This is a genomic window from Proteus sp. PR00208, assembly GCF_016238545.1.
Lineage (GTDB): Bacteria > Pseudomonadota > Gammaproteobacteria > Enterobacterales > Enterobacteriaceae > Proteus.
The window spans coordinates 55,338-80,539 of the sequence record NZ_JAEHQE010000002.1; the positions used below are offsets into that span (position 1 = coordinate 55,338).

Annotated in this window: 22 protein-coding genes; 2 read left to right on the forward strand and 20 right to left on the reverse strand. The window is 39.6% G+C overall.

The annotated features are described in order from the left end of the window. Window positions 1-110 precede the first annotated feature (110 nt). The 11 genes from JEP36_RS02555 to trmJ form a co-directional block, all read right to left on the reverse strand. Window positions 111-536 (reverse strand): enhanced serine sensitivity protein SseB C-terminal domain-containing protein, encoded by a 426-nt coding sequence (locus tag JEP36_RS02555; protein WP_196534111.1) that lies wholly within the window; start codon window positions 534-536, stop codon window positions 111-113. 27 nt (window positions 537-563) lie between these two features. Then, a complete protein-coding gene (gene pepB / locus JEP36_RS02560; RefSeq protein WP_198629841.1) occupies window positions 564-1,859 on the reverse strand; it encodes an aminopeptidase PepB in 1,296 nt (431 codons plus the stop codon). Between the two features lie 280 nt (window positions 1,860-2,139). Further along, entirely contained in the window at window positions 2,140-2,334 is a 195-nt protein-coding gene (gene iscX, locus JEP36_RS02565) for a Fe-S cluster assembly protein IscX (RefSeq protein ID WP_006533441.1), read from the reverse strand. A 15-nt stretch (window positions 2,335-2,349) separates the two neighbouring features. Then, window positions 2,350-2,685: an ISC system 2Fe-2S type ferredoxin gene (fdx, locus tag JEP36_RS02570; protein ID WP_198619730.1), complete on the reverse strand. Its 336-nt coding sequence runs from the start codon at window positions 2,683-2,685 to the stop codon at window positions 2,350-2,352. A gap of 2 nt (window positions 2,686-2,687) precedes the next feature. Beyond that, window positions 2,688-4,538: a Fe-S protein assembly chaperone HscA gene (gene hscA, locus JEP36_RS02575; protein WP_198629842.1), complete on the reverse strand. Its 1,851-nt coding sequence runs from the start codon at window positions 4,536-4,538 to the stop codon at window positions 2,688-2,690. An 11-nt stretch (window positions 4,539-4,549) separates the two neighbouring features. Further along, window positions 4,550-5,071 (reverse strand): co-chaperone HscB, encoded by a 522-nt coding sequence (hscB, locus tag JEP36_RS02580; protein ID WP_100158400.1) that lies wholly within the window; start codon window positions 5,069-5,071, stop codon window positions 4,550-4,552. A gap of 48 nt (window positions 5,072-5,119) precedes the next feature. After that, window positions 5,120-5,443, reverse strand: coding sequence for an iron-sulfur cluster assembly protein IscA (gene iscA / locus JEP36_RS02585; RefSeq protein ID WP_006533446.1), 324 nt, complete (start codon window positions 5,441-5,443; stop codon window positions 5,120-5,122). Between the two features lie 89 nt (window positions 5,444-5,532). Further along, entirely contained in the window at window positions 5,533-5,919 is a 387-nt protein-coding gene (gene iscU, locus JEP36_RS02590; protein ID WP_006533447.1) for a Fe-S cluster assembly scaffold IscU, read from the reverse strand. A 24-nt stretch (window positions 5,920-5,943) separates the two neighbouring features. Beyond that, window positions 5,944-7,158: an IscS subfamily cysteine desulfurase gene (locus tag JEP36_RS02595; protein WP_100158398.1), complete on the reverse strand. Its 1,215-nt coding sequence runs from the start codon at window positions 7,156-7,158 to the stop codon at window positions 5,944-5,946. 68 nt (window positions 7,159-7,226) lie between these two features. Continuing rightward, complete coding sequence (gene iscR, locus JEP36_RS02600) at window positions 7,227-7,721, reverse strand: Fe-S cluster assembly transcriptional regulator IscR (RefSeq protein WP_006533450.1); 495 nt, start codon at window positions 7,719-7,721, stop codon at window positions 7,227-7,229. Window positions 7,722-7,852: 131 nt separating this feature from the next. Further along, window positions 7,853-8,581: a tRNA (cytosine(32)/uridine(32)-2'-O)-methyltransferase TrmJ gene (gene trmJ / locus JEP36_RS02605; RefSeq protein ID WP_109370966.1), complete on the reverse strand. Its 729-nt coding sequence runs from the start codon at window positions 8,579-8,581 to the stop codon at window positions 7,853-7,855. Window positions 8,582-8,705: 124 nt separating this feature from the next. On the opposite strand from trmJ, the gene suhB reads away from it, so the two are divergent. Continuing rightward, entirely contained in the window at window positions 8,706-9,509 is an 804-nt protein-coding gene (suhB, locus tag JEP36_RS02610; RefSeq protein ID WP_198629843.1) for an inositol-1-monophosphatase, read from the forward strand. Window positions 9,510-9,595: 86 nt separating this feature from the next. Here the strand turns inward: suhB and JEP36_RS02615 are convergent, their stop codons facing one another. Then, complete coding sequence (locus JEP36_RS02615; protein WP_198629844.1) at window positions 9,596-10,750, reverse strand: 3-phenylpropionate MFS transporter; 1,155 nt, start codon at window positions 10,748-10,750, stop codon at window positions 9,596-9,598. A gap of 92 nt (window positions 10,751-10,842) precedes the next feature. Continuing rightward, window positions 10,843-12,096, reverse strand: coding sequence for a serine hydroxymethyltransferase (gene glyA, locus JEP36_RS02620; protein WP_088495048.1), 1,254 nt, complete (start codon window positions 12,094-12,096; stop codon window positions 10,843-10,845). Between the two features lie 366 nt (window positions 12,097-12,462). Here glyA and hmpA point away from each other — a divergent pair, with 366 nt between their 5' ends. After that, the gene (gene hmpA / locus JEP36_RS02625) at window positions 12,463-13,662 is read left to right on the forward strand and encodes an NO-inducible flavohemoprotein (RefSeq protein ID WP_198629845.1); all 1,200 of its coding nucleotides are present in this window, start codon (window positions 12,463-12,465) and stop codon (window positions 13,660-13,662) included. 94 nt (window positions 13,663-13,756) lie between these two features. Here the strand turns inward: hmpA and JEP36_RS02630 are convergent, their stop codons facing one another. The 7 genes from JEP36_RS02630 to purL all read right to left on the reverse strand — a co-directional run bounded on the left by JEP36_RS02630 (window position 13,757) and on the right by purL (window position 25,134). Then, window positions 13,757-14,404 carry a hypothetical protein gene (locus tag JEP36_RS02630; RefSeq protein ID WP_198629846.1) on the reverse strand — a complete coding sequence of 216 codons (648 nt, stop codon included), beginning with the start codon at window positions 14,402-14,404 and terminating at the stop codon, window positions 13,757-13,759. A gap of 265 nt (window positions 14,405-14,669) precedes the next feature. Next, entirely contained in the window at window positions 14,670-15,008 is a 339-nt protein-coding gene (gene glnB / locus JEP36_RS02635; RefSeq protein WP_006533462.1) for a nitrogen regulatory protein P-II, read from the reverse strand. A gap of 15 nt (window positions 15,009-15,023) precedes the next feature. Beyond that, window positions 15,024-16,640 carry an NAD+ synthase gene (locus tag JEP36_RS02640; RefSeq protein WP_196534117.1) on the reverse strand — a complete coding sequence of 539 codons (1,617 nt, stop codon included), beginning with the start codon at window positions 16,638-16,640 and terminating at the stop codon, window positions 15,024-15,026. A gap of 73 nt (window positions 16,641-16,713) precedes the next feature. Next, the gene (glrR, locus tag JEP36_RS02645) at window positions 16,714-18,051 is read right to left on the reverse strand and encodes a two-component system response regulator GlrR (RefSeq protein WP_023581612.1); all 1,338 of its coding nucleotides are present in this window, start codon (window positions 18,049-18,051) and stop codon (window positions 16,714-16,716) included. 11 nt (window positions 18,052-18,062) lie between these two features. Beyond that, window positions 18,063-19,106 carry a two-component system QseEF-associated lipoprotein QseG gene (gene qseG / locus JEP36_RS02650; protein WP_232799484.1) on the reverse strand — a complete coding sequence of 348 codons (1,044 nt, stop codon included), beginning with the start codon at window positions 19,104-19,106 and terminating at the stop codon, window positions 18,063-18,065. Further along, window positions 19,106-20,554 (reverse strand): sensor histidine kinase, encoded by a 1,449-nt coding sequence (locus JEP36_RS02655; protein WP_196534119.1) that lies wholly within the window; start codon window positions 20,552-20,554, stop codon window positions 19,106-19,108. The genes qseG and JEP36_RS02655 overlap by 1 nt, the downstream gene beginning before the upstream one ends. Before the next feature lie 689 nt (window positions 20,555-21,243). Beyond that, window positions 21,244-25,134, reverse strand: coding sequence for a phosphoribosylformylglycinamidine synthase (gene purL, locus JEP36_RS02660; RefSeq protein WP_198629847.1), 3,891 nt, complete (start codon window positions 25,132-25,134; stop codon window positions 21,244-21,246). Window positions 25,135-25,202 lie beyond the last annotated feature (68 nt).

A 25,202-nucleotide genomic window follows, 5' to 3' on the forward strand; every position in this document is an offset into this window, starting at 1 on the left:
ACAAAGCGTTATATAAAAATGCAAACAATTTGCTAATTTAGTCAATTTTCTATTATAAGATAAAAAAAAGCGATATCTGATGAGATATCGCCTAAATTTAGAGGGCTGTATTAACTATCCAAATTAACTATTGGGATGCCTTTTCTTAAGAATCCCCCTAGTTTGCGTTGATAAAAAGGTGATACATGGTGGATCATAAAATGACTCACGCCTTTTTCATCTTTATTCACAAAGCAAAAATCTAGAGATTGTCCTTCTTCTAAATATTCAAAAGCCGATTCAGCCGCTTGTGGGAGTATCTGCATGATCACATCTTCTTCACCCGTTATTTCTAAACCAATAAGATAAAATGACTCTTCATCATCTTGCTCCTGAGCATTAACAATAAAGGCGCGGCGGATCGGTTTATGTTCACCAAAAAACTCGCTAAGCGCGGTTGTTAATTTTTCAGGTTGTGGCTCTAGAACACTCAACTTTAAAGAAGAACCTTCAACAGAAACAATTTCTTGTGTCTCAAATTGTTCAGATACACCCATTACAAACTCCAAATCAAATAACGTTTATTATTTTGCTTTTGCTAATAACAGATTCGCGATAGAACGTACACCGTAACCCGTAGCACCTGCCGCCCATTGCTCTACAGAAGATTTTCTGTACGTTGCTGAACAGTCGATATGTACCCAACCTTTTTTGTAGTTAGTGACAAAGTGCGATAAGAATGCAGCCGCAGTACTTGCACCTGCAGTATGAGAAGGTGCTGCGATATTATTTAAATCAGCGAAGCTAGAAGGTAATTGACTACGATGGAAATCCGCTAATGGTAGACGCCAGAACAATTCATTTTCTTGTTCAGCGCTAGTCAGTAGATCTGCTGCTAATTTATCATCAAAACTTAATACAGAGTGATAGTCATTACCTACTGCAACTTTAGCTGCACCCGTTAATGTTGCTGCATCGATAATCAGCTCTGGTGCAATATTGCTTGCATCAATTAAACCATCAGCTAAAACTAAACGGCCTTCAGCATCTGTATTCATGATTTCAACTGATTTGCCATTACGGTAACGAATAATATCACCTAATTTAAAGGCATTACCGCTGACCATATTATCTGCGATGCAGAGCAGTAGTTTTACGCGTTTATTTAAACCACGAGTAACCGCTAATGCTAAAGCACCTGCTAAGGTTGCTGCACCACCCATATCGGCTTTCATTGAATTCATGGATGATGAAGGTTTGATGCTATAACCACCTGAGTCAAAAGTAATACCTTTACCGACTAAACAAGCAAATACAGGGGCATTGCTATCTTTTGTTGGATTGAAATCTAATGCTAAATAGACAGGATCACGAGAAGAGCCTCGTCCTACTGTATAAATACCGGCATAGTTTTGATCGCGCAGATCAACACCTTTGGTGATCTTATAGCTAATATCTTCTTTATCAAGACCACAGAACAGATCAACTGTGCGTTGTGCTAGTTGTTCAGGCCCTAATTCTTCAGCTGGTGTATTGATGGTATCTCTAACCCAATCAACGATGCGAATACGTGATTCTAGTTCGTGTTTATCTGCATCCTTTAATTGTGGCCATTCGATTGAACGAGCGCCTTTAGGTGCTCTAAATCCTAACCAGAAAGCCCAACTACGTTCTAAATCCCAGCCTTCGCCAACAAGTGCAACATTACGAATACCTTGGCCATCAACTTTACGTCCACCACGCTGAATAGCGCCTAAACGGTTTTCTTCCGTTAAGTGGATTGTCATGCCGGTTTCGCTAGTGCTAATTAGTGCTTTTTCACCCCAACATGCAGCAGCAGGTTCATTTGACAGCATGATAGGCATAATTTGTTTATTCATTTATTGTCTCACTTATTATTACTGGTGGCAGTTAACCTATTCAGACTACCAGATATTTACCGTTTAGCGTGATCAATTTACTGCAAAAACAAAGAGGTCACCATTATCATCCAGTGATCTTACGTATTTACATGATATTCCTCGAAGAAGATCGCACAATAAAATCCCCATACTTCCCTCTTTATGGTTATTTTTAAATCACTGATAAAGCAAAGTGAGAAAAGCCATAATGCAAAAAGACCAGCAATTAGCTAGTCTTTTAAATTTACGATGTCAGCAATTATTCAAATTCATCAAGCCAAACAAGTAAAATAGCCTCAAGAATTTTTTCATTGGATTTCTGTGGATCATCATCAAAATCTTCTAAATCACAAATCCACTGATGCATATCAGTAAAGCGTACCGTTTTAGGATCAGTGTCAGGGTAAAGATCAAATAATGCTTCCCCTATTTCACGCGTGTCACTCCATTTCATGCTCGGCTCCTAAAATTAATGCTCTCTTGCGTGATTAATCGAATATTTAGGGATCTCAACAACTAAATCTTCGTCAGTCACTTTTGCTTGGCAACTCAAGCGGCTTTCTGGCTCTAAACCCCATGCTTTATCTAACATGTCGTCTTCAAGCTCAGAGCTCTCTTCTAGTGAATCAAAACCTTCACGCACTACACAGTGACAAGTTGTACATGCACAAGACATTTCACAAGCATGTTCAATTTCGATGCCGTTGCGTAATGCAACATCTAGAATAGACTCACCTTCTGTTGCCTCAACAACAGCACCTTCAGGGCACAGTGTGCTATGGGGTAAAAATACAATTTTAGGCATAGTTATATCTCATCCACAGAATGACCTGCCAACGCTTGTCGAATAGATGAATCCATACGACGCGCTGCAAAATCCTGAGTTTGCTTATCCAGTAGTTTAATCGCGTTTTCAATAGCAACAGGATCTGTTCCTTCAACGCTCTCTATTAAGGTATCTACAACTTTGTCGATAGCCATTTTCTCATCTTCATTTAACAGATGAGCATCTTCTTCTAATGCTGCAGTTAAACTTTCTAACACGCGAGCTGCTTCGACTTTTTGCTCGGCTAGACGGCGAGCTCGTAAATCTTCTTGGGCATTTTCCATCGAAGATTGGATCATCTTAGCGATTTCAGTATCACTAAGACCATAAGACGGTTTGACTTGTACTGAGGCTTCAACACCCGTTGATTTTTCCATTGCACTGACACTGAGTAAACCATCAGCATCAACTTGGAAAGTGACACGAATATGTGCGCCACCCGCAGCCATTGGAGGAATTCCACGTAATGTGAAACGTGCTAAAGAACGACAATCACTCACCATTTCACGTTCACCTTGAACAACGTGAACACTCATTGCCGTTTGACCATCTTTGAATGTCGTAAATTCTTGCGCTCGGGCAACAGGAATCGTGGTATTGCGAGGGATCACTTTTTCAACTAATCCGCCCATTGTTTCAAGACCAAGAGAAAGCGGAATAACATCTAGCAATAGCATTTCGCTATCCGGTTTATTGCCCACCAAAATATCAGCTTGGATTGAAGCACCAATGGCAACCACTTTATCTGGATCGATAGAGGTTAACGGTTCTCGTTTAAAATAATCACCCACCATTTGACGAACTAATGGCACTCGTGTTGAACCACCAACCATAACCACTTCTAGAACTTCATCTATTTCAACATCCGCGTCTTTTAATGCACGGCGAACAGATAATAATGTACGTTTCACTAATGATTGAATTAATGATTCAAACTCAGCACGAGTGATCTCACCTTTCCATCCATTAATGTTGATATCTGCAACATCGTTATCACTCAATGCAATTTTGGTTTCTGATGCAACATCTAGTAATTGACGTTGTAATACAGCATCTTTTTGATGACCAAAACCAGCACGTTCTCTTATCCAGTCTGCCAGCATCATATCGAAATCATCACCACCTAAGGCAGTATCACCGCCAGTCGCTAAGACTTCAAAAACGCCTTTAGTTAAACGCAAAACAGAGATATCAAAAGTACCACCACCTAAATCATAAACAACGATGGTGCCTTCTTTTCCTGAATCTAGACCATAAGCAATAGCTGCCGCTGTTGGTTCATTTAATAAACGTAGAACATGTAAACCCGCACGACGAGCCGCTTCTTTTGTGCCTTGACGTTGAGCATCATCAAAATAAGCAGGCACAGTAACAACAACACCATCAAGTTCGCCACCTAATGATTGTATCGCGCGCTCTGCTAATGTTTTTAATATGTCAGAGGAGACTTGGATAGGATCGACAATACCTGCTGCGGTTTTAATTAATGGCAGATCGTTGTCATTTTCATGAAAATGATAAGGAAGGTTTGGATAACGGCTTGTCACATCACTCAGTGAGCGACCCACCATTCTTTTTATTGAGCTTATCGTGTTAGCAGGATCTTTTTCTGCTTCTTTTTTAGCATTCCAACCAACATTGATATTATCAACTTGATACTGCACAACAGATGGCAATAAATAGCGACCTTCGCTGTCTGAAAGCGCTTCGGCTTGCCCACTACGTACAGTGGCAACTAATGAGTGTGTCGTACCTAAATCAATACCCGCTGCAAGTCGGCGCTGGTGCGGTGCAGGCGTTTGACCCGGTTCACTAATTTGTAATAATGACATAACTATTTCCCTTAAAAACCATCAAACAAGCGTTCTTCAAGTTGCTCTACTTGCTCTTTTAATTTTGCGAGAAAACGCAATTTTCTCACATTATCTGCAGCAATATCCCAAGTTTGATTATCTAACGTTTTGACCATTTCATCATGGCGTACTGTGTACATTTTTTCTAAACGCGCAGAAAAATCGGCTAACAAACTTTCGGCTTCAGCACTGTGTTCGATGTTATCCAGCTCTTCACGTAATGTGAGTTGCTCCATTAAAAATGCAGTATCGTGCATCGTTTGTTGCTCATTAGCAATATCGATACCGTGTAATGAGAGCATGTATTCAGCTCTTGAGAGTGGATTTTTTAAGGTCTGATAAGCCTGATTGATGGTTGAAGCAAGCGAGATTGCTTGAGCCTGTTCTTTTTCAGACTGACCTGCAAAACGATCTGGGTGATATTGACGCTGCATATCTTGATAACGTGTAGCAAGTTGCTGTTTATCAATATCAAAACGATTAGGCATGCCTAATAGTGTGAAATAGTCCATACATCTACTCTTGGATTAATTAACGTTAATACTGTGTTTTAACACAAATTACACAGTGAAGCTCTCACCACAACCACACTCATTCGATACATTTGGGTTGTTAAATTTAAAGCCTTCGTTTAATCCTTCTTTGACGAAATCAAGCTCTGTTCCATCTAAATAGACCATGCTTTTACCATCAACGATAACTTTCACACCTTTGTCTTCAAAAACAGTATCTTCGTCATTGATGACATCAGCAAACTCAAGAACATAAGCCATTCCAGAACAACCAGATGTTCTTACGCCTAAACGCAAACCTTCACCTTTTCCACGATTAGATAAGAAAGAGCGAACTCGATTAGCGGCGGATTCTGTAAGGGAAATTGACATGGCACACCTCACTCATAAAGAACGAAAGCGGATACTGAAAAAAAGTTTCAGCATCCGCCAATATTTTATTTTTTTATTATAAAAGACAATTACTTGCCTTGGCGTTTGCTTTTATAGTCTGCAATCGCTGCTTTTATTGCATCTTCTGCAAGAATTGAACAGTGAATTTTCACTGGTGGTAATTCTAATTCTTCTGCAATTGCTGTGTTCTTAATAGATTCGGCTTCATCTAATGTTTTGCCTTTCATCCATTCTGTTACCAGTGAACTTGATGCAATTGCTGAACCACAACCATAAGTTTTAAAACGCGCATCTTCAATTACGCCATTATCGTCAACTTTGATTTGCAGTTTCATAACGTCACCACAAGCAGGTGCGCCAACCATACCACTCCCTACAGTAGGGTCATTATTATCAAATGATCCCACATTACGAGGGTTTTCATAATGATCAATTACTTTTTCGCTGTAAGCCATGATTTAACTCCTGAAAACGTCTGATTAATGGTGAGACCATTCGATGCTGTTGATATCAACACCTTGTTTATGCATATCCCAAAGTGGCGAAAGATCACGTAAGCGACCAATGGCACTGTGGATTTGTTCAATTGCATAATCTATTTCTTCTTCAGTGGTGAAACGACCCAGAGAGAAGCGAATAGAACTGTGTGCAAGTTCATCAGTTAAACCTAAAGCACGCAATACATAAGAAGGTTCTAAACTAGCTGAAGTACAGGCAGAGCCTGAAGATACAGCAAGATCTTTCAGTGCCATCATTAATGATTCGCCTTCAACATAGTTGAAGCTCACATTAAGAATATTTGGCGCAGTATGTTCTAAAGAACCGTTGATATAAACTTCTTCGATATCTTTAATGCCATTCCATAAACGTAAACGTAATTCGTTTAAGCGTTTAGTTTCATCAGCCATTTCTTCTTTCAAAATACGGTAAGCTTCGCCCATACCTACAATTTGGTGAACGGCTAATGTACCTGAACGCATACCACGCTCATGTCCGCCACCATGCATTTGAGCTTCTAAACGAATGCGTGGTTTACGACGAACATAAAGCGCACCAATACCCATAGGGCCGTAAACTTTATGCGCAGAAAGAGAAAGTAAATCAACTTTTAACTTAGAGAGATCAATCGGTAGTTTACCCACGCTTTGTGTTGCATCTACGTGGTAAACAATACCTTTGCTACGGCATAATTCACCGATAGCAGCAATATCTTGAACAACACCAATTTCGTTATTTACATGCATGATAGAAACTAAAATAGTGTCTTCACGCATCGCTTCTTCAAGCTCTTTCAGGTCAATCAGACCATCACTTTTTGGTGCTAAATAAGTCACTTCAAAACCTTCACGCTCAAGTTGACGACAAGTGTCTAAAATGGCTTTATGTTCAGTTTTTGAAGTGATGATGTGCTTACCTTTTTTCTGGTAAAAGTTAGCAACACCTTTTAGTGCGAGGTTATCAGCTTCAGTTGCGCCTGATGTGAATACGATTTCACGAGGATCTGCACCGATTAAATCAGCAATCTGATTACGTGCAATATCGATAGCTTCTTCTGCTTGCCAACCAAAACGGTGTGAACGAGAGGCTGGGTTACCAAAAATGCCATCAATAGTCAGGCATTGCATCATTTTTTCAGCAACTCGTGGATCAACGGGAGTGGTTGCTGAATAATCTAGATAAATGGGTAATTTCATTGCTCACTAACTCCAAAGACGACGGATCTTCTTTAATAATTTTGTTTTTGCCTACCTAGAGATCGCCGTTAAACTCGCATATTAACAATGGTTTCTTGTAAACGACCATTGATAGCATGGCGTTTTTCATTGTCTTGACGATCGGCGACATCCATAACCTCTTCGTTATTGACTAACTCTTCAAGGCTGATACTGCTTAGGAAACTGGTTATACGATCACTTAAATCACGCCACAAAGTATGAGTCAGGCAACGATCGCCACCTTGACAACCTTCTTTGTTACCCTGACAACGGGTAGCATCGACAGATTCATCAACCGCAGAAATAACTTGAGCAACAAAAATTTGCCCTGCATCACGACCTAATAAATAGCCGCCACCAGGACCACGAACACTTGCGACTAATTCATTTTTGCGCAAACGTGAGAAAAGCTGCTCAAGATAAGAAAGGGAAATCCCTTGACGCTCTGAAATATCAGCGAGGGGGACAGGGCCTTGCTGTGAATGCAATGCAACATCAAGCATTGCAGTAACTGCGTAACGCCCTTTTGATGTCAGTCTCATAACAAATACTCCGTGGTGAACAATAATCAAATTGTGTCATTCCCGAGTAATTTAGTCAACTATTTATCCGAGTGTTTTAGTCAAGTATTATACTCAGCCCAAAGTTGACTTAAGTTAATCAACTTTGCCCTCTATTTCTTAGCCCATTTCTCAACTGACGTCAGAATACCACGTAAGATATGAAGCTCTTGTGTTTCTGGGCGCGCACGCGTAAATAGACGGCGTAAACGGCTCATCACTTGTCCCGGATGTTTAGGGCGAATAAAGCCAGATTCATTAAGCACCTGTTCTAAGTGAACGTAAAAACGTTCTATATCATCAGCTGGTGGATAATCAATCTCTGATGGGTTATTTTCCTCTTGTTTTTCTTCTTGGGCAAGTGCTGCCATACGAATTTCATAACTAACAAGCTGAACAGCCATTGCTAAATTTAAAGAACCATATTCTGGATTAGTCGGAACATACAGATGAAAATCACATTTTTGTAATTCTTCATTGGTTAAACCTGTGCGTTCACGACCAAAAATAATAGCAACAGGCTTATTTTTAGCTTCCATGACACAGCGCTCACCACATTCACGCGGTGCAAGCATTGGCCAAGAAAGTGTACGGCTACGGGCACTTGTTCCTATGACTAAACCACAGCCTTCAATCGCTTCATCGATACTATTAACAATATGTGCATTGCCAATAACATCACTTGCACCCGCGGATAGGGCAATAGAATGCGAATCTGGTTTTTCTTTTGGATTAACAAAATAAAGATTGGTTAATCCCATAGTTTTCATAGCTCGAGCTGTAGAGCCCATATTGCCTGTATGCGAGGTTTCTACAAGGATGATGCGAATATTTTCTAACATTGATTTCTTGTTAATTGCTTTGTGATCTATCTATTTTATCACAATTGTAGCCAGAAACACGAATGCCTGTTATACTCTGGCACGTTTTTTATCCCCGTTCTTTAACATCTTGTGGAAGATAACCATGCATCCGATGCTGAATATTGCCATACGTGCCGCACGTAAGGCTGGTAATTTAATCGCCAAAAATTACGAAAATCCTGAATCTGTAGAAACTAATCAGAAAGGTACCAATGATTTTGTCACTAACGTTGACCGTGACGCAGAACAAGCAATCATTGAAATCATCCGTAAATCTTATCCAAAACACACCATTATTACGGAAGAAAATGGCGAGTTACTCGGTGAAGATCACGACATACAATGGGTTATTGATCCACTTGATGGCACGACTAACTTCATTAAACGTCTTCCACACTTCTCTGTTTCTATTGCTGTACGCATTAAAGGCCGTACTGAAGTGGCTGTTGTTTACGATCCTATGCGTAACGAATTATTCTCAGCCGTTCGTGGTCAAGGCGCACAATTAAATGGTTATCGTCTGCGTGGCTCTAATGCTCGCGATTTAGACGGTGCTGTTCTTGCGACTGGTTTTCCATTCAAAAGCAAGCAACATTCAGCTGCTTACATGAACATGTTAGGCAAACTGTTTGTACCTTGTGCTGATTTCCGTCGCACAGGCTCAGCGGCATTAGATTTAGCTTATGTTGCCGCAGGTCGTGTTGATGGTTTCTTTGAGATTGGCTTAAAACCTTGGGATTTCTTAGGTGGCGAATTAATCGCTCGTGAAGCAGGTGCTATCGTTTCTGACTTTACAGGTAACCATGGCTACCTACAAACAGGTAATATTGTTGCAGGTAACCCTCGTGTTGTCAGAGCATTATTAGCTGAAATTCGTAGCGAATTAACAGATGCATTAAAACGTTAATTTCGTTGATACGAATAAAAAATATAAACGAAAAAGACCATAATATTATGGTCTTTTTTATTGCACTTTTTCTTATGTAGAACAAGTTAACTATTTTGAGGTTTAACTTGAGGTCTTATAAACATCGCAGGAATAGTTAATGCCGCCATTAACCAGAAAATTAATGATTCTTGATTTGGCAGTTTCTCATATAGCCAACCTGATACTATCGTCATAATCGCAATACTTCCTCCCATTGCTAAAGCAGAATAAACGGCTTGCAGGCGAATAATTTCATGCTCTTGACGCGCACTAATAAAGCGCATAGCGGCTAAATGGCACACTGTAAACGTACCACTATGTAAGATTTGAACAACAATAAGCGCGGGTAATGCGGTAAAACTCCCCATTAATCCCCAACGTAAAAATCCAGCAAAAGCAGAAAGCAAAAGTAAATTTCTTGCGCTCCAACGACGGAATAAACGATGGCTCAGCATAAAAACAACTACCTCTGAAACCACACCTAATGACCAAAGATAGCCGATTGTTGCAGTGTCATACCCTGCTTTTTCCCAATACAGTGTGCTAAAACCGTAATAAGCTGCGTGTGCGCCTTGCAGTAAAGAGACACATAACAGAAAACGCCAAACTGGCCCATCTGAAATGAGTTTCATAAAAGACACATTACTGTGTTCTGCTTTTTTCACTTTACCCTGTGGCATAACTTTAGGGCGGAGCATAGATGTCAGGAATAGTGCAAAAGTACTGGCAATCAATCCATAAAGAATAATGGGATGCCCAAAAGCATCAATTAAAACACCTAGCAATGATGAGCTAATAATAAAAGCGATTGAACCCCAAACGCGAATTTTTCCATAATCAAAAGGAAACTGTTTTTGCCACGTTCCCGCTAGGGAATCCCCTAAAGGCACCATTGGTGAAAAGAAAACGTTAAATCCTGTCATCACAAAGAATAACCATGCCCAATGGCTACCCATCATAAATGCAACAGTAAAAAGTAATGAGAGAAAAGCAAATAATCTCAATGCAGTGATAAGTTTTGACGGATCTTTTACCGCAGGCGTTAAAATTAGGCTACCAACAAAACGTGCAGTTAAACCTACACCTAATAACAGACCTATCATTGCCGGATCGACACCCTCTCCTTTTAGCCATATGGACCAAAAAGGTAAAAAAATGCCGTATGAAAAGAAATAAGTAAAATAATCTAAGGCAAGCCACAATGTTGATGGAATAACCATCCAATCCCCCATTTTTAAGATGCAAAAAAACCCGCCAAGAACAAGTTCTCGAAGCGGGCTTGTACAACGGGTTTTATTATATCGTTACAAACTTATGCGTAAACTGGAAATTTAGCGCAGATATCCAAGACTTTTTGTTTCACTTTCTCAATGTTCGCTTCATCATTGATATTATCAAGGACATCACACATCCAACCGGCTAATTCACGAGCTTCCGCTTCTTTAAAACCACGACGTGTAATCGCTGGAGAACCGATACGAACACCAGAAGTGACAAATGGGCTACGTGGATCATTTGGTACGCTGTTTTTGTTAACAGTGATATTTGCACGACCCAGTGCAGCATCTGCATCTTTACCTGTAATATCTTTATCGACTAAATCTAATAAAAACAGGTGGTTTTCAGTTCCGCCAGACACTACTTTATAACCGCGATCTAAGAAAACTTCTACCATTGCTTTCGAGTTTTTCGCAACTTGTTGCTGATAAACTTTAAATTCTGGCTCCATAGCTTCTTTTAATGCAACCGCTTTACCTGCAATAACATGCATTAAAGGGCCACCTTGAGAGCCAGGGAATACAGCAGAGTTCAGTTTTTTATAAAACTCTTCGTCGCCACCTTTAGCAAGGATAAGACCACCACGTGGACCCGCTAAAGTTTTGTGGGTTGTTGTTGTAACAACATGTGCATGAGGAACTGGGTTAGGATAAACACCCGCTGCAACCATACCTGCTACGTGTGCCATATCAACAAATAAGAATGCACCAATGCTATCTGCAATTTCGCGCATTTTAGCCCAATCAACCAGACCAGAATAAGCAGAGAAACCACCGATGATCATTTTTGGTTGATGTTTTTTAGCCTGAATAGCGATATCTTCGTAATCAATTTTACCTGATTCATCAATACCATAAGGTACGATATTATACAGTTTACCAGAAAAGTTAACTGGTGAACCATGAGTTAAGTGACCGCCTTGCGCTAGGTTCATACCTAAAACGGTATCACCTGGTTTTAATAATGCCATATAGACAGCGGCATTCGCTTGAGAGCCTGAGTGAGGCTGTACGTTAGCGTAATCTGCACCAAATAATGCTTTTGCACGATCGATAGCCAGTTGCTCTACAACATCCACATACTCACAACCACCGTAGTAACGTTTACCCGGATAGCCTTCAGCATATTTATTTGTCAGCTGAGATCCCTGCGCCTGCATAACACGAGGGCTGGTATAGTTTTCAGAAGCAATAAGTTCGATGTGCTCTTCTTGACGAGTCACTTCACCTTCCATTGCATTCCATAATTCTGGATCGTAATCAGCAATATTCATTTCACGTTTTAACATTCACATCTCCTGACTCAGCTAACTTCACTAAAGACAAACTCCCATGCGGGAGAAAGAATGGCATACAGTGTAAACTCTTTTTCTTCATTGAGATAGCCCCTAATGAAAAAATACGCAATCGTTTGCCATCCAACTATAACAGCATATTATTACTTTTTAACAACCTCATTTTATCCTGTACTTATTCCTCTTTTTGAGGTGCATCTCGCCTTATTTTGCAAACACCCCGCATCATTCTCTAAGAATTGAGATTTTTTGTTAAAAAATAAAAACAGAGATTTACAAAATACTCAAAAAGAGATAAGTTGCATATAAAATGCAATTTATAAAAATTCACAATAAACTGAAAATTTTTCAGGAGCAATTATGTTAGATGAACAAACTATCGCGACAATTAAATCAACAATTCCCCTCATTGCTAAAACAGGTCCTGCGTTAACTGCCCATTTTTATGATCGAATGTTTTCTCGCCACCCAGAATTAAAAGATATTTTCACCATGAGCCATCAAAGCAGTGGTGCGCAACGTGAAGCCTTATTTAATGCAATATGCGCTTATGCGACGAATATTGAAAACTTAGCTACTATTTTGCCTGCCGTTGAAAAAATTGCACAAAAACACACCAGTTTAAATATTCTTCCTGAACACTATCCCATCGTCGGTGAAAATTTATTAGCAACAATTGATGAGATGTTTAGTCCTGGGCAAGAAGTGCTAGATGCTTGGGGGGAGGCTTATCAAATATTGGCTGATGTCTTTATCAATCGCGAAGAACAAATTTATCAACAAAAAGAACAAACAAATGGTGGTTGGAGAGGATTACGAAACTTTAAAGTTAAACATAAAGTAAAACAAAGTGATGTAATTACCAGTTTTGAATTAGAGCCTGAAGATGGACTTGCGGTTACTCCTTATCAAGCAGGGCAATATTTAAGCCTTTATATCCGTGATGAACATCTTGAAAACCAAGAAATACGTCAATATTCATTAACTCACTCTTCAAATAATAAAACCTATCGCATCGCAGTAAAACGCGAAGATAAAGGTATTTTATCGAATTTTCTGCATGACCATATTCAAGAAGGTGATACTTTACACGTCGCCGCACCAGGGGGCGATTTCTATTTAGATGTGTCACCAACAACACCTGTAACCTTAATTTCAGCAGGTGTGGGTTTAACGCCAATGCTATCTATGTTACACACACTTTCAGCTCATAAAGCTAATATCAATTGGTTACATGCAGCTGAACATGGTGGTGTTCATGCTTTTAAAGATGAAGTTAATCAAGTCGGCAATCAACTTTCACATTATCAACAAGCGATATGGTATCGCACGCCACGAGCGGAAGACGTGCAAAATAAAGATTATCAATTCGAAGGCTTAATGACATTAAAACAAGTTGAAGATTGGTTAACTATTCCTGATATGCGTTTCTATTTTTGTGGTCCATTACCTTTTATGCAATCTGTTGCTAAGCAACTTATTGAATTAGGTATTAATAGTGACAAACTTCATTATGAATGTTTTGGTCCTCATGCTGTTATTACACAAGATTTACAGTAAAAATACTTTCATTAAAGTTCGATTTTAAATTGAATAAAAAAACGCTGATAGAGTTATATTTATCGGCGTTTTTATTAGCTATTTCACTGCCTTTTTATGATCGATATTTATTTTCAATCGCCGCAGGAATAACATGCTCTTTAGCAGAAAGACCGTACCAAATAACACTAATTAAACAGAGCGTATAACCAAATAATTCACTGCCCTCTTCCACCATGTTTTTAACAGCACGGTTATAATCCTCACCCAATAATTTATGCCAAAGTATTCCCATGCCAAATAAACGAGAGAACAGTAAAACACATAATAGACCAGCAACTAACATTCCATGGCTTGGATGAGTAATAAAGTGAATTAAGCCTTTTAACGTTCTTTTGCCTTCTCTAATTGCAATAGCAATACAAATAAACGTAACCGTTAGAGCAAACCAAACCCAAGAGCCGTGTGCAATCTGATCAAATACACCATCTAACTCACGAATTAAAATACATAGAAAAAAGCCCAGAATAAGTGTGAATGCTCCCTGTTGTTCACATCCTTGGCACGCTTTAACGAAAAAGAATAAACAGACAATGGCAACGATAATTTCTTGACCTAATTCAGTTACCGACGTTTCAGAAATACCATTATCAAGAACCAAAATATCAAGAAAAATAAATCCCGTAGTGATAGCGATTAACACTGCTGCACATAAAAATAAAGCGAGACGCTTTAATAAATAATTAAACACTATTTTGCCCATACCTTAATGATTTTTTAATATTGATGATAATAACTTTCCTTAAAAGTTATTGAATAACATTTTGTGCCTTAAAGTTTATAAAAAATAGTAAAATAAATTGCTCAGTATCATCAATAGACTTGTATAAGATATAAATAGCATTATAGGCAAAACATTAAAAAATTAATTATGCGCAAAAAAAGAAAAAGCCCGATATCTTGATTAAAAAATATCGGGCTTTAATAAAAATGAAAAATATAATTATTTGGCTTAAATTAATTAATAACTAAATAGCCTCTTCGTCTTGTTCGCCAGTACGAATACGAATAACGCGATTCACATCAAAGACAAAAATCTTACCATCACCAATTTTACCTGTTTGTGCCGTTGTCATAATTGTATCTACACAGGTTTCAACAATTTCATCAGAGACAACAATTTCAATCTTCACTTTAGGTAAAAAATCGACCATGTATTCAGCACCGCGGTAAAGCTCAGTATGCCCTTTTTGGCGACCAAAGCCTTTCACTTCTGTTACAGTCATTCCCGTGATACCCACTTCGCCGAGCGCTTCTCTTACATCATCTAATTTAAACGGCTTAATTATCGCTTCAATTTTTTTCATCGTATTATCCTGCTATTACCAGTTGTGGCGACCAAAACCGCTTGTAATTGGGTATCTGCGATCTTTACCAAAATTACGACTTGTAATACGTGGCCCTACAGGGGCTTGACGTCGCTTGTATTCATTAATATCGACTAATTTTATCACTTTACGGACTGTCGCTTCATCAAATCCTGCTGCAACTAAATCAGATACAGATTTATCTTGCTCAACATAACCTTCAAGAATAGCATCCAGAATGTCATAAGGAGGTAAATTATCTTGGTCTGTTTGCCCCGGTGCAAGTTCTGCTGATGGTGGTCTATCAATAACACGCTGAGGAATAGCAGGTGAAAGTGTATTACGATATTTAGAAAGCTCGAAAACTAATGTTTTAGGTACATCTTTTAGTACATCAAAACCACCCGCCATATCGCCATACAATGTGGAATACCCCACTGCTGATTCACTTTTATTGCTTGTGGTTAACACTAAACGACGGCGTTTATTCGACATTGCCATCAAAATAACAGCGCGGCAACGTGCTTGTAGATTTTCTTCTGTGGTATCTGCGGCAGTATCTTTAAACATAGGCGCAAGCTGAGCCATAAAAGCATCAAACATAGGTTCAATAGAAACCGTATCAAACTCAACACCTAATAAATCAGCCTGTTCTTTTGCGTCATGAATGCTCATTTCTGAAGTATAACGAAATGGCATCATAACAGCCTGAACACTCTCTTTGCCTAAGGCATCAGCTGCGATAGCAACTGTTAGTCCAGAGTCAATACCACCAGATAACCCTAGAATTGCCCCTTTAAAGCCGTTTTTAATTACATAATCACGCGTTGCAAGCACTAACGCTTGATAAACTTGCGCTAAAGGCGAAAGTTCCGGAGCAGGATCTGCCATCGGAATAATATTTAATTCATCGAACTCAACGATAGTGGTTTGTTCATCAAATGCAGCTAGACGATGCGTAATAGTACCGCGTTCATCAAATACTTTTGAACAACCATCAAATACCAACTCATCTTGGCCACCAATTTGGTTAAGATAAATCACGGGAAGATGTGTTCTTTGGCAATGTTCTTTAATTAGCTGTGTACGAACATGAGGTTTTTCACGGTTATAAGGTGATGCATTAATAGATAGAACAAGATCAGCACCCGCTTGTTTTAATGCATCGATAGGTTCATTGATCCAGATATCTTCACAAATTAACAAGCCTAAGTGGTAACCTTTAAATGGCACCACACAGCGCTCATTTCCTTGTTGGAAATAACGTTTTTCATCAAACACACCATAATTAGGCAATTGCTGTTTGAAATAACGCGCTTGTAATTCACCTTTATAGAAAAATGAAAGTGCGTTGTAAATTTTGCCGTTTTGCCACCAAGGATGCCCAACAACAATCGCCGTTTTTTTACTTGCTTGTTCTAAACGCGTAAGTTGTGTTTCACAACGCTGTTGGAAATCAGGACGAAATAGCAGATCTTCAGGAGAGTAACCGCATAAAGCCAACTCAGAAAACATGACCAAATCGGTATCTTCTTGTGCTTTTACGGTAGATAACATGCGTTCGCAGTTACCTTCAATATCGCCAACAACCCAATTAAGTTGAGCCATGGTGAGTTTTAGTTTACGACTCATAAAAATTAGTCTCTCCGCTATCTTCCGCATAAAAGGAAAGTTAGTTTAAAAATATATTCGTTATCTGAAAAGGTTATTCTTTAAAATCATTCGCATCTAGCTCATGACGAGATAACAATTTATAAAACTCAGTTCGATTGCGCCCAGCCATACGTGCGGCTTGGGTCACATTGCCTTTTGTCATTTGCAAAAGCTTTCTCAAATAGGTCATTTCAAAATGCCCTCTCGCTTCTGCAAATGTGGGCAGTGCCGTATTTTCACCTTGTAATGCCTGTGTTACAAGCGCTTCACTGATCACAGGTGCTGTTGTTAACGCAACACATTGCTCAATAACGTTAACCAATTGACGCACATTACCCGGCCAACTTGCTGTCATTAAGCATTTCATCGCATCGGTTGAAAAACTTCGAACAAAAGGTTTATGGCGTTTAGCAGACTCTCTCAATAAGTGATTAGCAAGAATAGGAATATCTTCTGCTCTCTCACTTAATGTCGGAATACGTAAGTTAACCACATTTAAACGATAGAACAGATCTTCTCGAAATTCATTACGTTCCATCGCTTTAGGTAAATCACGATGCGTTGCAGAAAGAATTCGTACATCAATATCAATATCGCGATTACTGCCTAATGGGCGAACTTTTCGCTCTTGTAAAACACGTAATAACTTAACTTGCAATGCCATTGGCATATCGCCAATTTCATCTAAAAATAATGTGCCGCCTTCAGCTGCCTGAAATAGACCTTCACGGCTACTCACCGCGCCTGTAAAAGCGCCTTTCGCATGGCCAAATAATTCAGACTCTAGAAGTTGCTCAGGTAAAGCACCACAGTTAATGGCAATAAAAGGTTTTTTCGCTCTAGGGCTTGCGCGATGGATAGCTTGAGCAAGGACTTCTTTACCCGTACCACTTTGGCCATTGATAAGTACACTGACATCAGATTGGGCAACTAGCTTTGCTTGCTCTAATAAACGTAGCATTTGCGGGCTACGTGTCACGATATCTTTTGACCACTCTTCATCTGAAACAATAGTCACAAGCTCAAGTGCTTCATCAATCGCTTTATAAAGTGCGTCTCTATCAACGGGTTTGGTTAAAAAGCTAAATACGCCTTGCTGTGTTGCGGCCACTGCATCAGGAATAGAGCCATGAGCCGTAAGAATGATAACGGGCATGCCCGGCTGCTGACGTTGTATTTCAGCAAACAGCGCCATACCATCCATTTCATCCATTCGGAGATCACTAATAACAAGGTCTATTTTTTCTTTTAAGAGAAGTTTTAGTGCTTCTTGTCCACTTTCAGCGGTGAAGATATGAAAACCCTCACTTGTTAATCGCATACCAAGTAACTTTAATAACCCAGGATCGTCATCGACAAGTAAAAGATTTGCTGATTTATGGCCAGCCATGCACATTCTCCTTATTTAGAACCTGCTTCAGTCGGTTTTGAGCCTTGTGTGTCAGTATCTGTTTTGACAGGTTCTGGTTTTACCGCCTCAGTTTTCGTAGATTCGGTTTTTGTAGATTCTGGTTTGGAAAGCTCTGGTTTAACCACTATTGCAGGCGGTTGTTTTTCCTCACCTTTTGACTTCTCTGTTATCGATTGCGTCGAAACGGGTTTTTCATTCGTTTTTTCAACGGCTGGTTTTTCAGCAGCAGGTTTCTCTGCATTCACTTTTTCTGTTTCCGTTACGCTCTCAGCTAAATCTTCATTTTGCGATAGCGAATCAACAGAGCCACTCTGTTTTCTATTCGATAACTGCCGTTCAATTTGGGTAAGACTTTCAAGCTTTTTCAGGGTGAGACTCAGTTCATGCTGTAACGCATTATTCTCTTTTCTTAGTGCATCAATTCTATTATCTGTATCTGTGATTAAACGGCGATAACGACTCTTTTCTTCTGCTAAAGAGAGAATAAGCGTTTGGTTCTCAATCCATGTTGATAATAGAACTCGCATAGAACTTGGAAATTGTAATTGATAGCTTTCTAATAATACTAATTGTGTTCGACGATCGGCAATCGTCATTCCAGCACGCTCTAATAGAATACTTTTATAAAATGCATCATCCCAACCAGTGACGACAACACTGCTGGCTTGGCGTTGTGCTTCGGTCGTCATTATGCGGTTTGTACATTCAATGGCACGTAACCAATAAAGCGCGTTATTGATGCCTTCATCATAAAATGAGCTTAATGTTTTACATTCAGCCCAACGATAATCAATCGTTTTTTGCTTAACAACGGGGATTTCTGGCTCAGGCTCTTGTGTCTCAGTGAGCGACTTTGGTGTACACCCTGAAAGAACCAGTGGAAACATAATAAACAAGAAACACTGCTTCCAATTTAATGCAATTTTTCTAGTTGATGCAGGGGCCATAGATAACAATTCAATACCAAGCATCTTCTTATTTATTTTTTTATACTCATGATGAGGAGATGCTTGTTTTTGTGACCTGATTTGCATTATTTAATCTCAGAAAGTAGCGGTAATTCAATACGAAAACAGACATCGGCATAGTCAGAAGGAACAACACTTAGTTCACCTTCCATTCTTTTGATACAGTCATGAGCAATACTTAAACCTAAACCACTTCCTTTGACAGCCCCTTTGCGTAGCAAAGATCCTTGGAAAAAGGGTTCAAAAATCATTTTTTGTTCAGATTCAGGAATAGGTGTTCCTTTATTGGCTATATCAATAACTATTTTCTGTTCAACTTGATAACTAGAGATCCAGATATTACCTGATTCAGCACCATAGTGCACCGCATTCGAGTAGAGATTGTCGATAACTCGCGATAATAACGTCGCTTCTGCTCGACATGTGGTTAGATTAAGTGAAATTATCGTTTTAATATCTTTTGCTCTCGCGGGTAAACTGTGGGCTAATACCACATCATTTACTAAATCAGTCAAGTTAATTTCTTCGATTTGTTGAGGAACTTCAGAAAGTTTGCGATTGTAATCAAGTAGTTGTTCAATTAATAACTGTAACTGCTTACTGCTATTATCGAGAATTGAAACGACTTCTTTTTGATCAAGAGTTAAAGGGCCCGCAACTTCATCAGCTAATAATTCCGTACCTTCTCGCATACTCGCTAACGGTGTTTTTAACTCATGAGAAATATGACGCAAAAATTCATGTCGTTGTGACTCAAGCCATGCTAAACGCTCACTTAACCAAATAATACGTTGTGCTAATGAACGAAGTTCTCGTGGCCCTTGAAAAGTATCTAAATTATTACTCAGTGTTCGACCTTCACCTAATCGATTGATCATCTTCTCAATCCCTTTAACAGGGCCAATAATCATTCGAGTAAATAGCGCAATGAGGATCAAACTGAAAACAAAAACGATAAGACTTTGCCAACCAAAATAGCGCCCTTTCTCAGCGATTGCCATTTGAAGTTGTTCACCACGGCTAAAAATAATCTCTTTAGTTAATACAACGATACGGTTATTAGCATAAGAGAATTGCTCTAAAGCTTGTTGCATCTCTTTTGTAGGTTCACTGCTTTCACATTGAATCGATTTTAGTTTTTCAAGTGAGGTATTAAGTACATCGGCTTCTTTAGATGCCGAAAGAGGAATAATGGTTTGCTGTAATGTTGAGAAGAGTTTGGTGTATTGCTGGTAGCGTTGCTGATACATATCATCATCAGTTTTATCTCTTAAAACACAATACCGACGATAGTTTCCTTCCATTTCAATCGCAAGATTTCGCATTACTTCACTGCGTTCAGTATCTGCGAGTGCATTTTTATTGGTAATAGCAGCCTGATTACTTAATTGATCGAGACTTTGATAAGCCTGATAAGCAAGCACAAGTAAAGGTAATAGCACCATCCAAAATGCCATTATCACGAGCTGTCTTAAAGAACGGGGGAAAACACGCCACTTTTTCAATGAAATCATCTCAACACCTATTAGAGTAATGCGATGCTACATGACTTGATAACAAGAAAAAAGTCCGACATTGGGAAAATTAGGTAAGAGAACAAACACAAACGAGGAAATGCGACAGGCTCTAGAAGTGGGAGAGCGGAATATCTTATTGAGATATTCCGCTCGTCAATATTTCATCTCTTTTTTCTCTAAAAGAGAATGAAGGTGGTGCCTCACTCCACGTGTCGCCCTGTGTTTGATAAGGTCCGAAGACGAGTATCATGATGTTGGACGGTAGGCACCTTACTCTGGCGTCATTCCTGGCTTATGTGGTATGTTCCCACCCATATTGTGGACCGACATAAAAAGTTGAATGAGCAACTGATTTATATAATGCACAAGGCGTGCCAACTTTTAAAAAATCTTCTAACAAACTGAAAATAAACAAAAAATAAAAATACCTCTCTGATATTTTATTTATAACTCTTTTTTATCTAGTTATAAAACAACCAAGCTGTCTCCATATCCAGACAGAGTTACCCTAAATTTAATAATTACTTATATTTCAATAAATTAAATGTCGCCAAAAAGAGACAAGCAAACTAGTAAGTGTCGCCGTTTTTACACAACAAAAAATAATTCTTTTATTATCAATAAAATAAAGCCTCTAACAATGTAGAGGCTTTATGTATTTATCTCTAAGATAATATTACATTTGATTAATCAAATTGTTTTCTTGCATTGCGGAATAAACGCATCCAAGGGCTGTCTTCACCCCAATTATCTGGATGCCAAGAATTACTGACTGTTCTAAACACACGTTCTGGGTGAGGCATCATAATGGTTGAGCGACCATCTTTTGTAGTGACAGCCGTGATCCCTTTTACAGAGCCATTAGGATTTAATGGATATTGTTCTGTTGGATTACCGTAGTGATCCACAAAACGTAATCCCACTAAATTTTGTGCTTCTAGTTGTGCTAGTTGCTCAGCATTACGGAATTCAGCAAAACCCTCACCATGAGAAACTGCGATAGGCATTTGTGAACCCACCATACCTTGTAGTAATAATGATGGGCTTTCTGTCACTTTCACTAAACTAAAGCGCGCTTCAAAACGCTCAGAACGATTGCGAACAAAACGAGGCCACAAATCTGCACCTGGAATAAGTTCTGATAATGTCGACATCATTTGGCAACCATTACAGACCCCGAGAGATAAGGTATCTTGACGTTCAAAGAATTGAGCAAATTCATCGCGTAAGCGAGAATTAAATAAGATGGACTTCGCCCAGCCTTCCCCCGCACCTAATACGTCACCGTAAGAGAATCCACCACAAGCCACCAGCACATCAAAATCACTGAGTGAACGTCGTGATGAATGTAAGTCACTCATATGAACGTCGATAGCATCAAAACCAGCCCTGTCAAAAGCAGCCGCCATTTCAACATGAGAGTTAACACCTTGCTCTCTTAAAACTGCAATACGAGGGCGACTCCCTGTTGCAATATAAGGTGCAGCAATATCTTCATTTGGGTCAAAGGTTAACTTCACATTTAACCCAGGATCGTTGAGATCTTGTTTTGCTTGATGCTCTTCATCCGCACACTCTGGATTATCACGTAAGCGTTGCATTTGCCATGTTGTTTCTGCCCACCAAAGACGCAATGTGCTGCGTTTTTCGTTGTAAACTTCCGTTTCACGGCTTTGGATAATAATGGCATCATTTTCTGTTGCTTGACCTAAATAATGTAAACAATCCGATAAACCATATTCGGCAAATAATGCTTCGACAACTTCTTGATGTTCAGCACGAATTTGGATCACACCACCGAGCTCTTCATTAAAGAGTCCAGCTAAAACATCTTCATCATAAGCACTGATATCAACGTGTAAGCCACAATGGCCTGTAAATGCCATTTCTGCAAGAGTGACAAATAACCCACCATCAGAGCGATCGTGATAGGCCAACAATTTGCCTTCATTGACCAATTGTTGCATCACATTGAAGAACTGTTTCAACTGTTCAACATCTCGAAGATCAGCCGCTTTTTGACCTAATTGGCGATAAACTTGCGCTAGTGCCGTTGCACCTAATGCATTATGACCATTACCCAAATCAATTAAATACAAGCGGTTTCCAGCTTGTGTTGATAATTCAGGCGTCACTGTTTTACGCACATCTTCAACACGAGAGAATGCTGTAATAACTAAAGATAGTGGAGAAGTAACCTCTTTGGTTTTCCCATCTTTATCTTGCCAGCGCGTCTTCATTGACATCGAATCTTTGCCCACAGGAATAGTAATACCTAGCTTTGGACATAACTCTTCACCAATGGCTTTCACTGCGTCATATAAACCTGCATCTTCACCCGGATGACCTGCTGCTGACATCCAGTTAGCCGAAAGCTTAATGCGATTAAGTGCTTCTACATCACAACCCGCCATATTTGTTAGTGCTTCACCGACAGCCATACGTGCAGAGGCAGCAAAATCTAACAGTGCGATAGGTGCTCGTTCACCAATAGACATCGCTTCACCATAATAGCTATCTAATGTTGCTGTGGTAACGGCACAATTGGCAACAGGAATTTGCCAAGGCCCGACCATTTGATCACGCGCAACCATTCCCGTTACAGTACGGTCACCAATGGTAATTAAGAAGGTTTTTTCAGCAACGGCTGGTAAATGAAGAACACGATAGACGGCATCTTTTAAATCGATATCTTTACGGGAGAGATACTCACCTTCTGTTTTAAGTGATTTTACATCACGCAACATTTTAGGTGCTTTACCTAATAATATGTCTAATGGCATATCAATCGGCTTATTATCAAAGTGTGTATCATTGAGCACTAATTCACGCTCTTGCGTTGCTTCACCGATCACAGCATAAGGTGCTCTTTCACGCTGACATAACGCATCAAAAAGAGGCATTTTTTCAGGCGATACCGCCAATACATAACGTTCTTGAGATTCATTACACCAGATCTCAAGTGGGCTCATACCCGGTTCATCATTAAGAACATCACGTAATTCAAAACGACCACCACGACCGCCATCATTAACTAATTCAGGCATTGCATTAGAAAGACCACCAGCACCAACATCATGAATAAATAAGATCGGGTTATCGTCACCTAATTGCCAGCAACGGTCGATAACTTCTTGGCAACGGCGTTCCATTTCTGGGTTATCACGCTGTACAGAGGCGAAATCTAAATCAGCATCTGATTGACCTGATGTCATAGAAGAAGCGGCACCACCACCAAGACCGATGTTCATAGAGGGTCCACCAAGTACAATTAACTTAGCGCCAACAGTGATTTCGCCTTTTTGTACGTGATCTTCACGAATATTACCGATACCCCCAGCTAACATGATGGGTTTATGGTAACCGCGAATTTCAACACCATTGTGGCTATTTACTTGTTCTTCATAGGTTCTGAAATAACCTAATAATGCCGGACGACCGAATTCATTATTAAATGCCGCACCACCTAGTGGACCTTCAGTCATGATGTCTAATGCATTAACAATACGCTCTGGTTTGCCAAAATCTTCTTCCCAAGGCTGTTCAAATCCCGGAATACGTAAGTTAGAAACCGAAAATCCAACTAGACCAGCTTTAGGTTTTGCACCGCGCCCCGTTGCGCCTTCATCTCGAATTTCACCGCCTGAACCCGTTGCAGCCCCTGGCCAAGGTGAAATTGCTGTTGGGTGGTTATGTGTTTCTACTTTCATCAAGATATGTACGGGCTCTTGATGATAGTGATAATGCCCTTTTTCTGTATCAGGATAAAAACGCCCCGCCACAGAGCCTTCCATTACTGCCGCATTATCTTTATAAGCTGACATGACATAATCAGGCGTTTGCTCAAACGTATTTTTAATCATTTTAAATAATGATTTATCTTGAGCTTTACCATCAATTATCCAATCAGCATTAAATATTTTGTGGCGACAGTGTTCAGAGTTAGCTTGTGCAAACATATAAAGCTCAACATCTGTTGGATTACGCTGTAAGCGGTTAAAAGCATCGACTAAGTAATCAACTTCATCGTCTGCCAGCGCTAATCCCATTTCGATATTCGCTTTTACTAGTGCATCTTTGCCTTTTGCAAGCACATCAATCGTTTTTAGTGGTGCTGGCGTTTGCTCGGCAAAAAGTGCATTTACATCTTGATAATTTAAGAAGATGGTTTCCATCATTCGATCATGAATAAAACCATAAAGCTGTTGCCACTGATTGTCTGTCATCGTACCGCACTCAATAAAGTAGGCGATACCACGTTCAATTCGGACAACCTTGGCTAAACCACAGTTATGTGCAATATCTGTCGCTTTAGAAGACCAAGGTGAAATTGTTCCCGGGCGAGGTGTAACAACTCGCATTTCCCCAACAGGCTCATGTTCTGTTAATGAAGGTCCATAATGCAGTAGTTGACGTAATTTAGTTTGATCATCTTCAGATAACTGCCCTTCCACTTTCGCGAAATGGACAAATTCCGCGTATATACCTTGTACAGGAAGATCATTTTCCTGACATAGAGTGAGTAATTTATTAATACGAAACGCGGATAAAGCGGGGGAGCCACGCAGGATTTCCATAGTATTGAGTTCTCTCTTTTAGCAGCTAACCTGACCAATCATTCAGGGGAAACGCGCCTAGTATAATA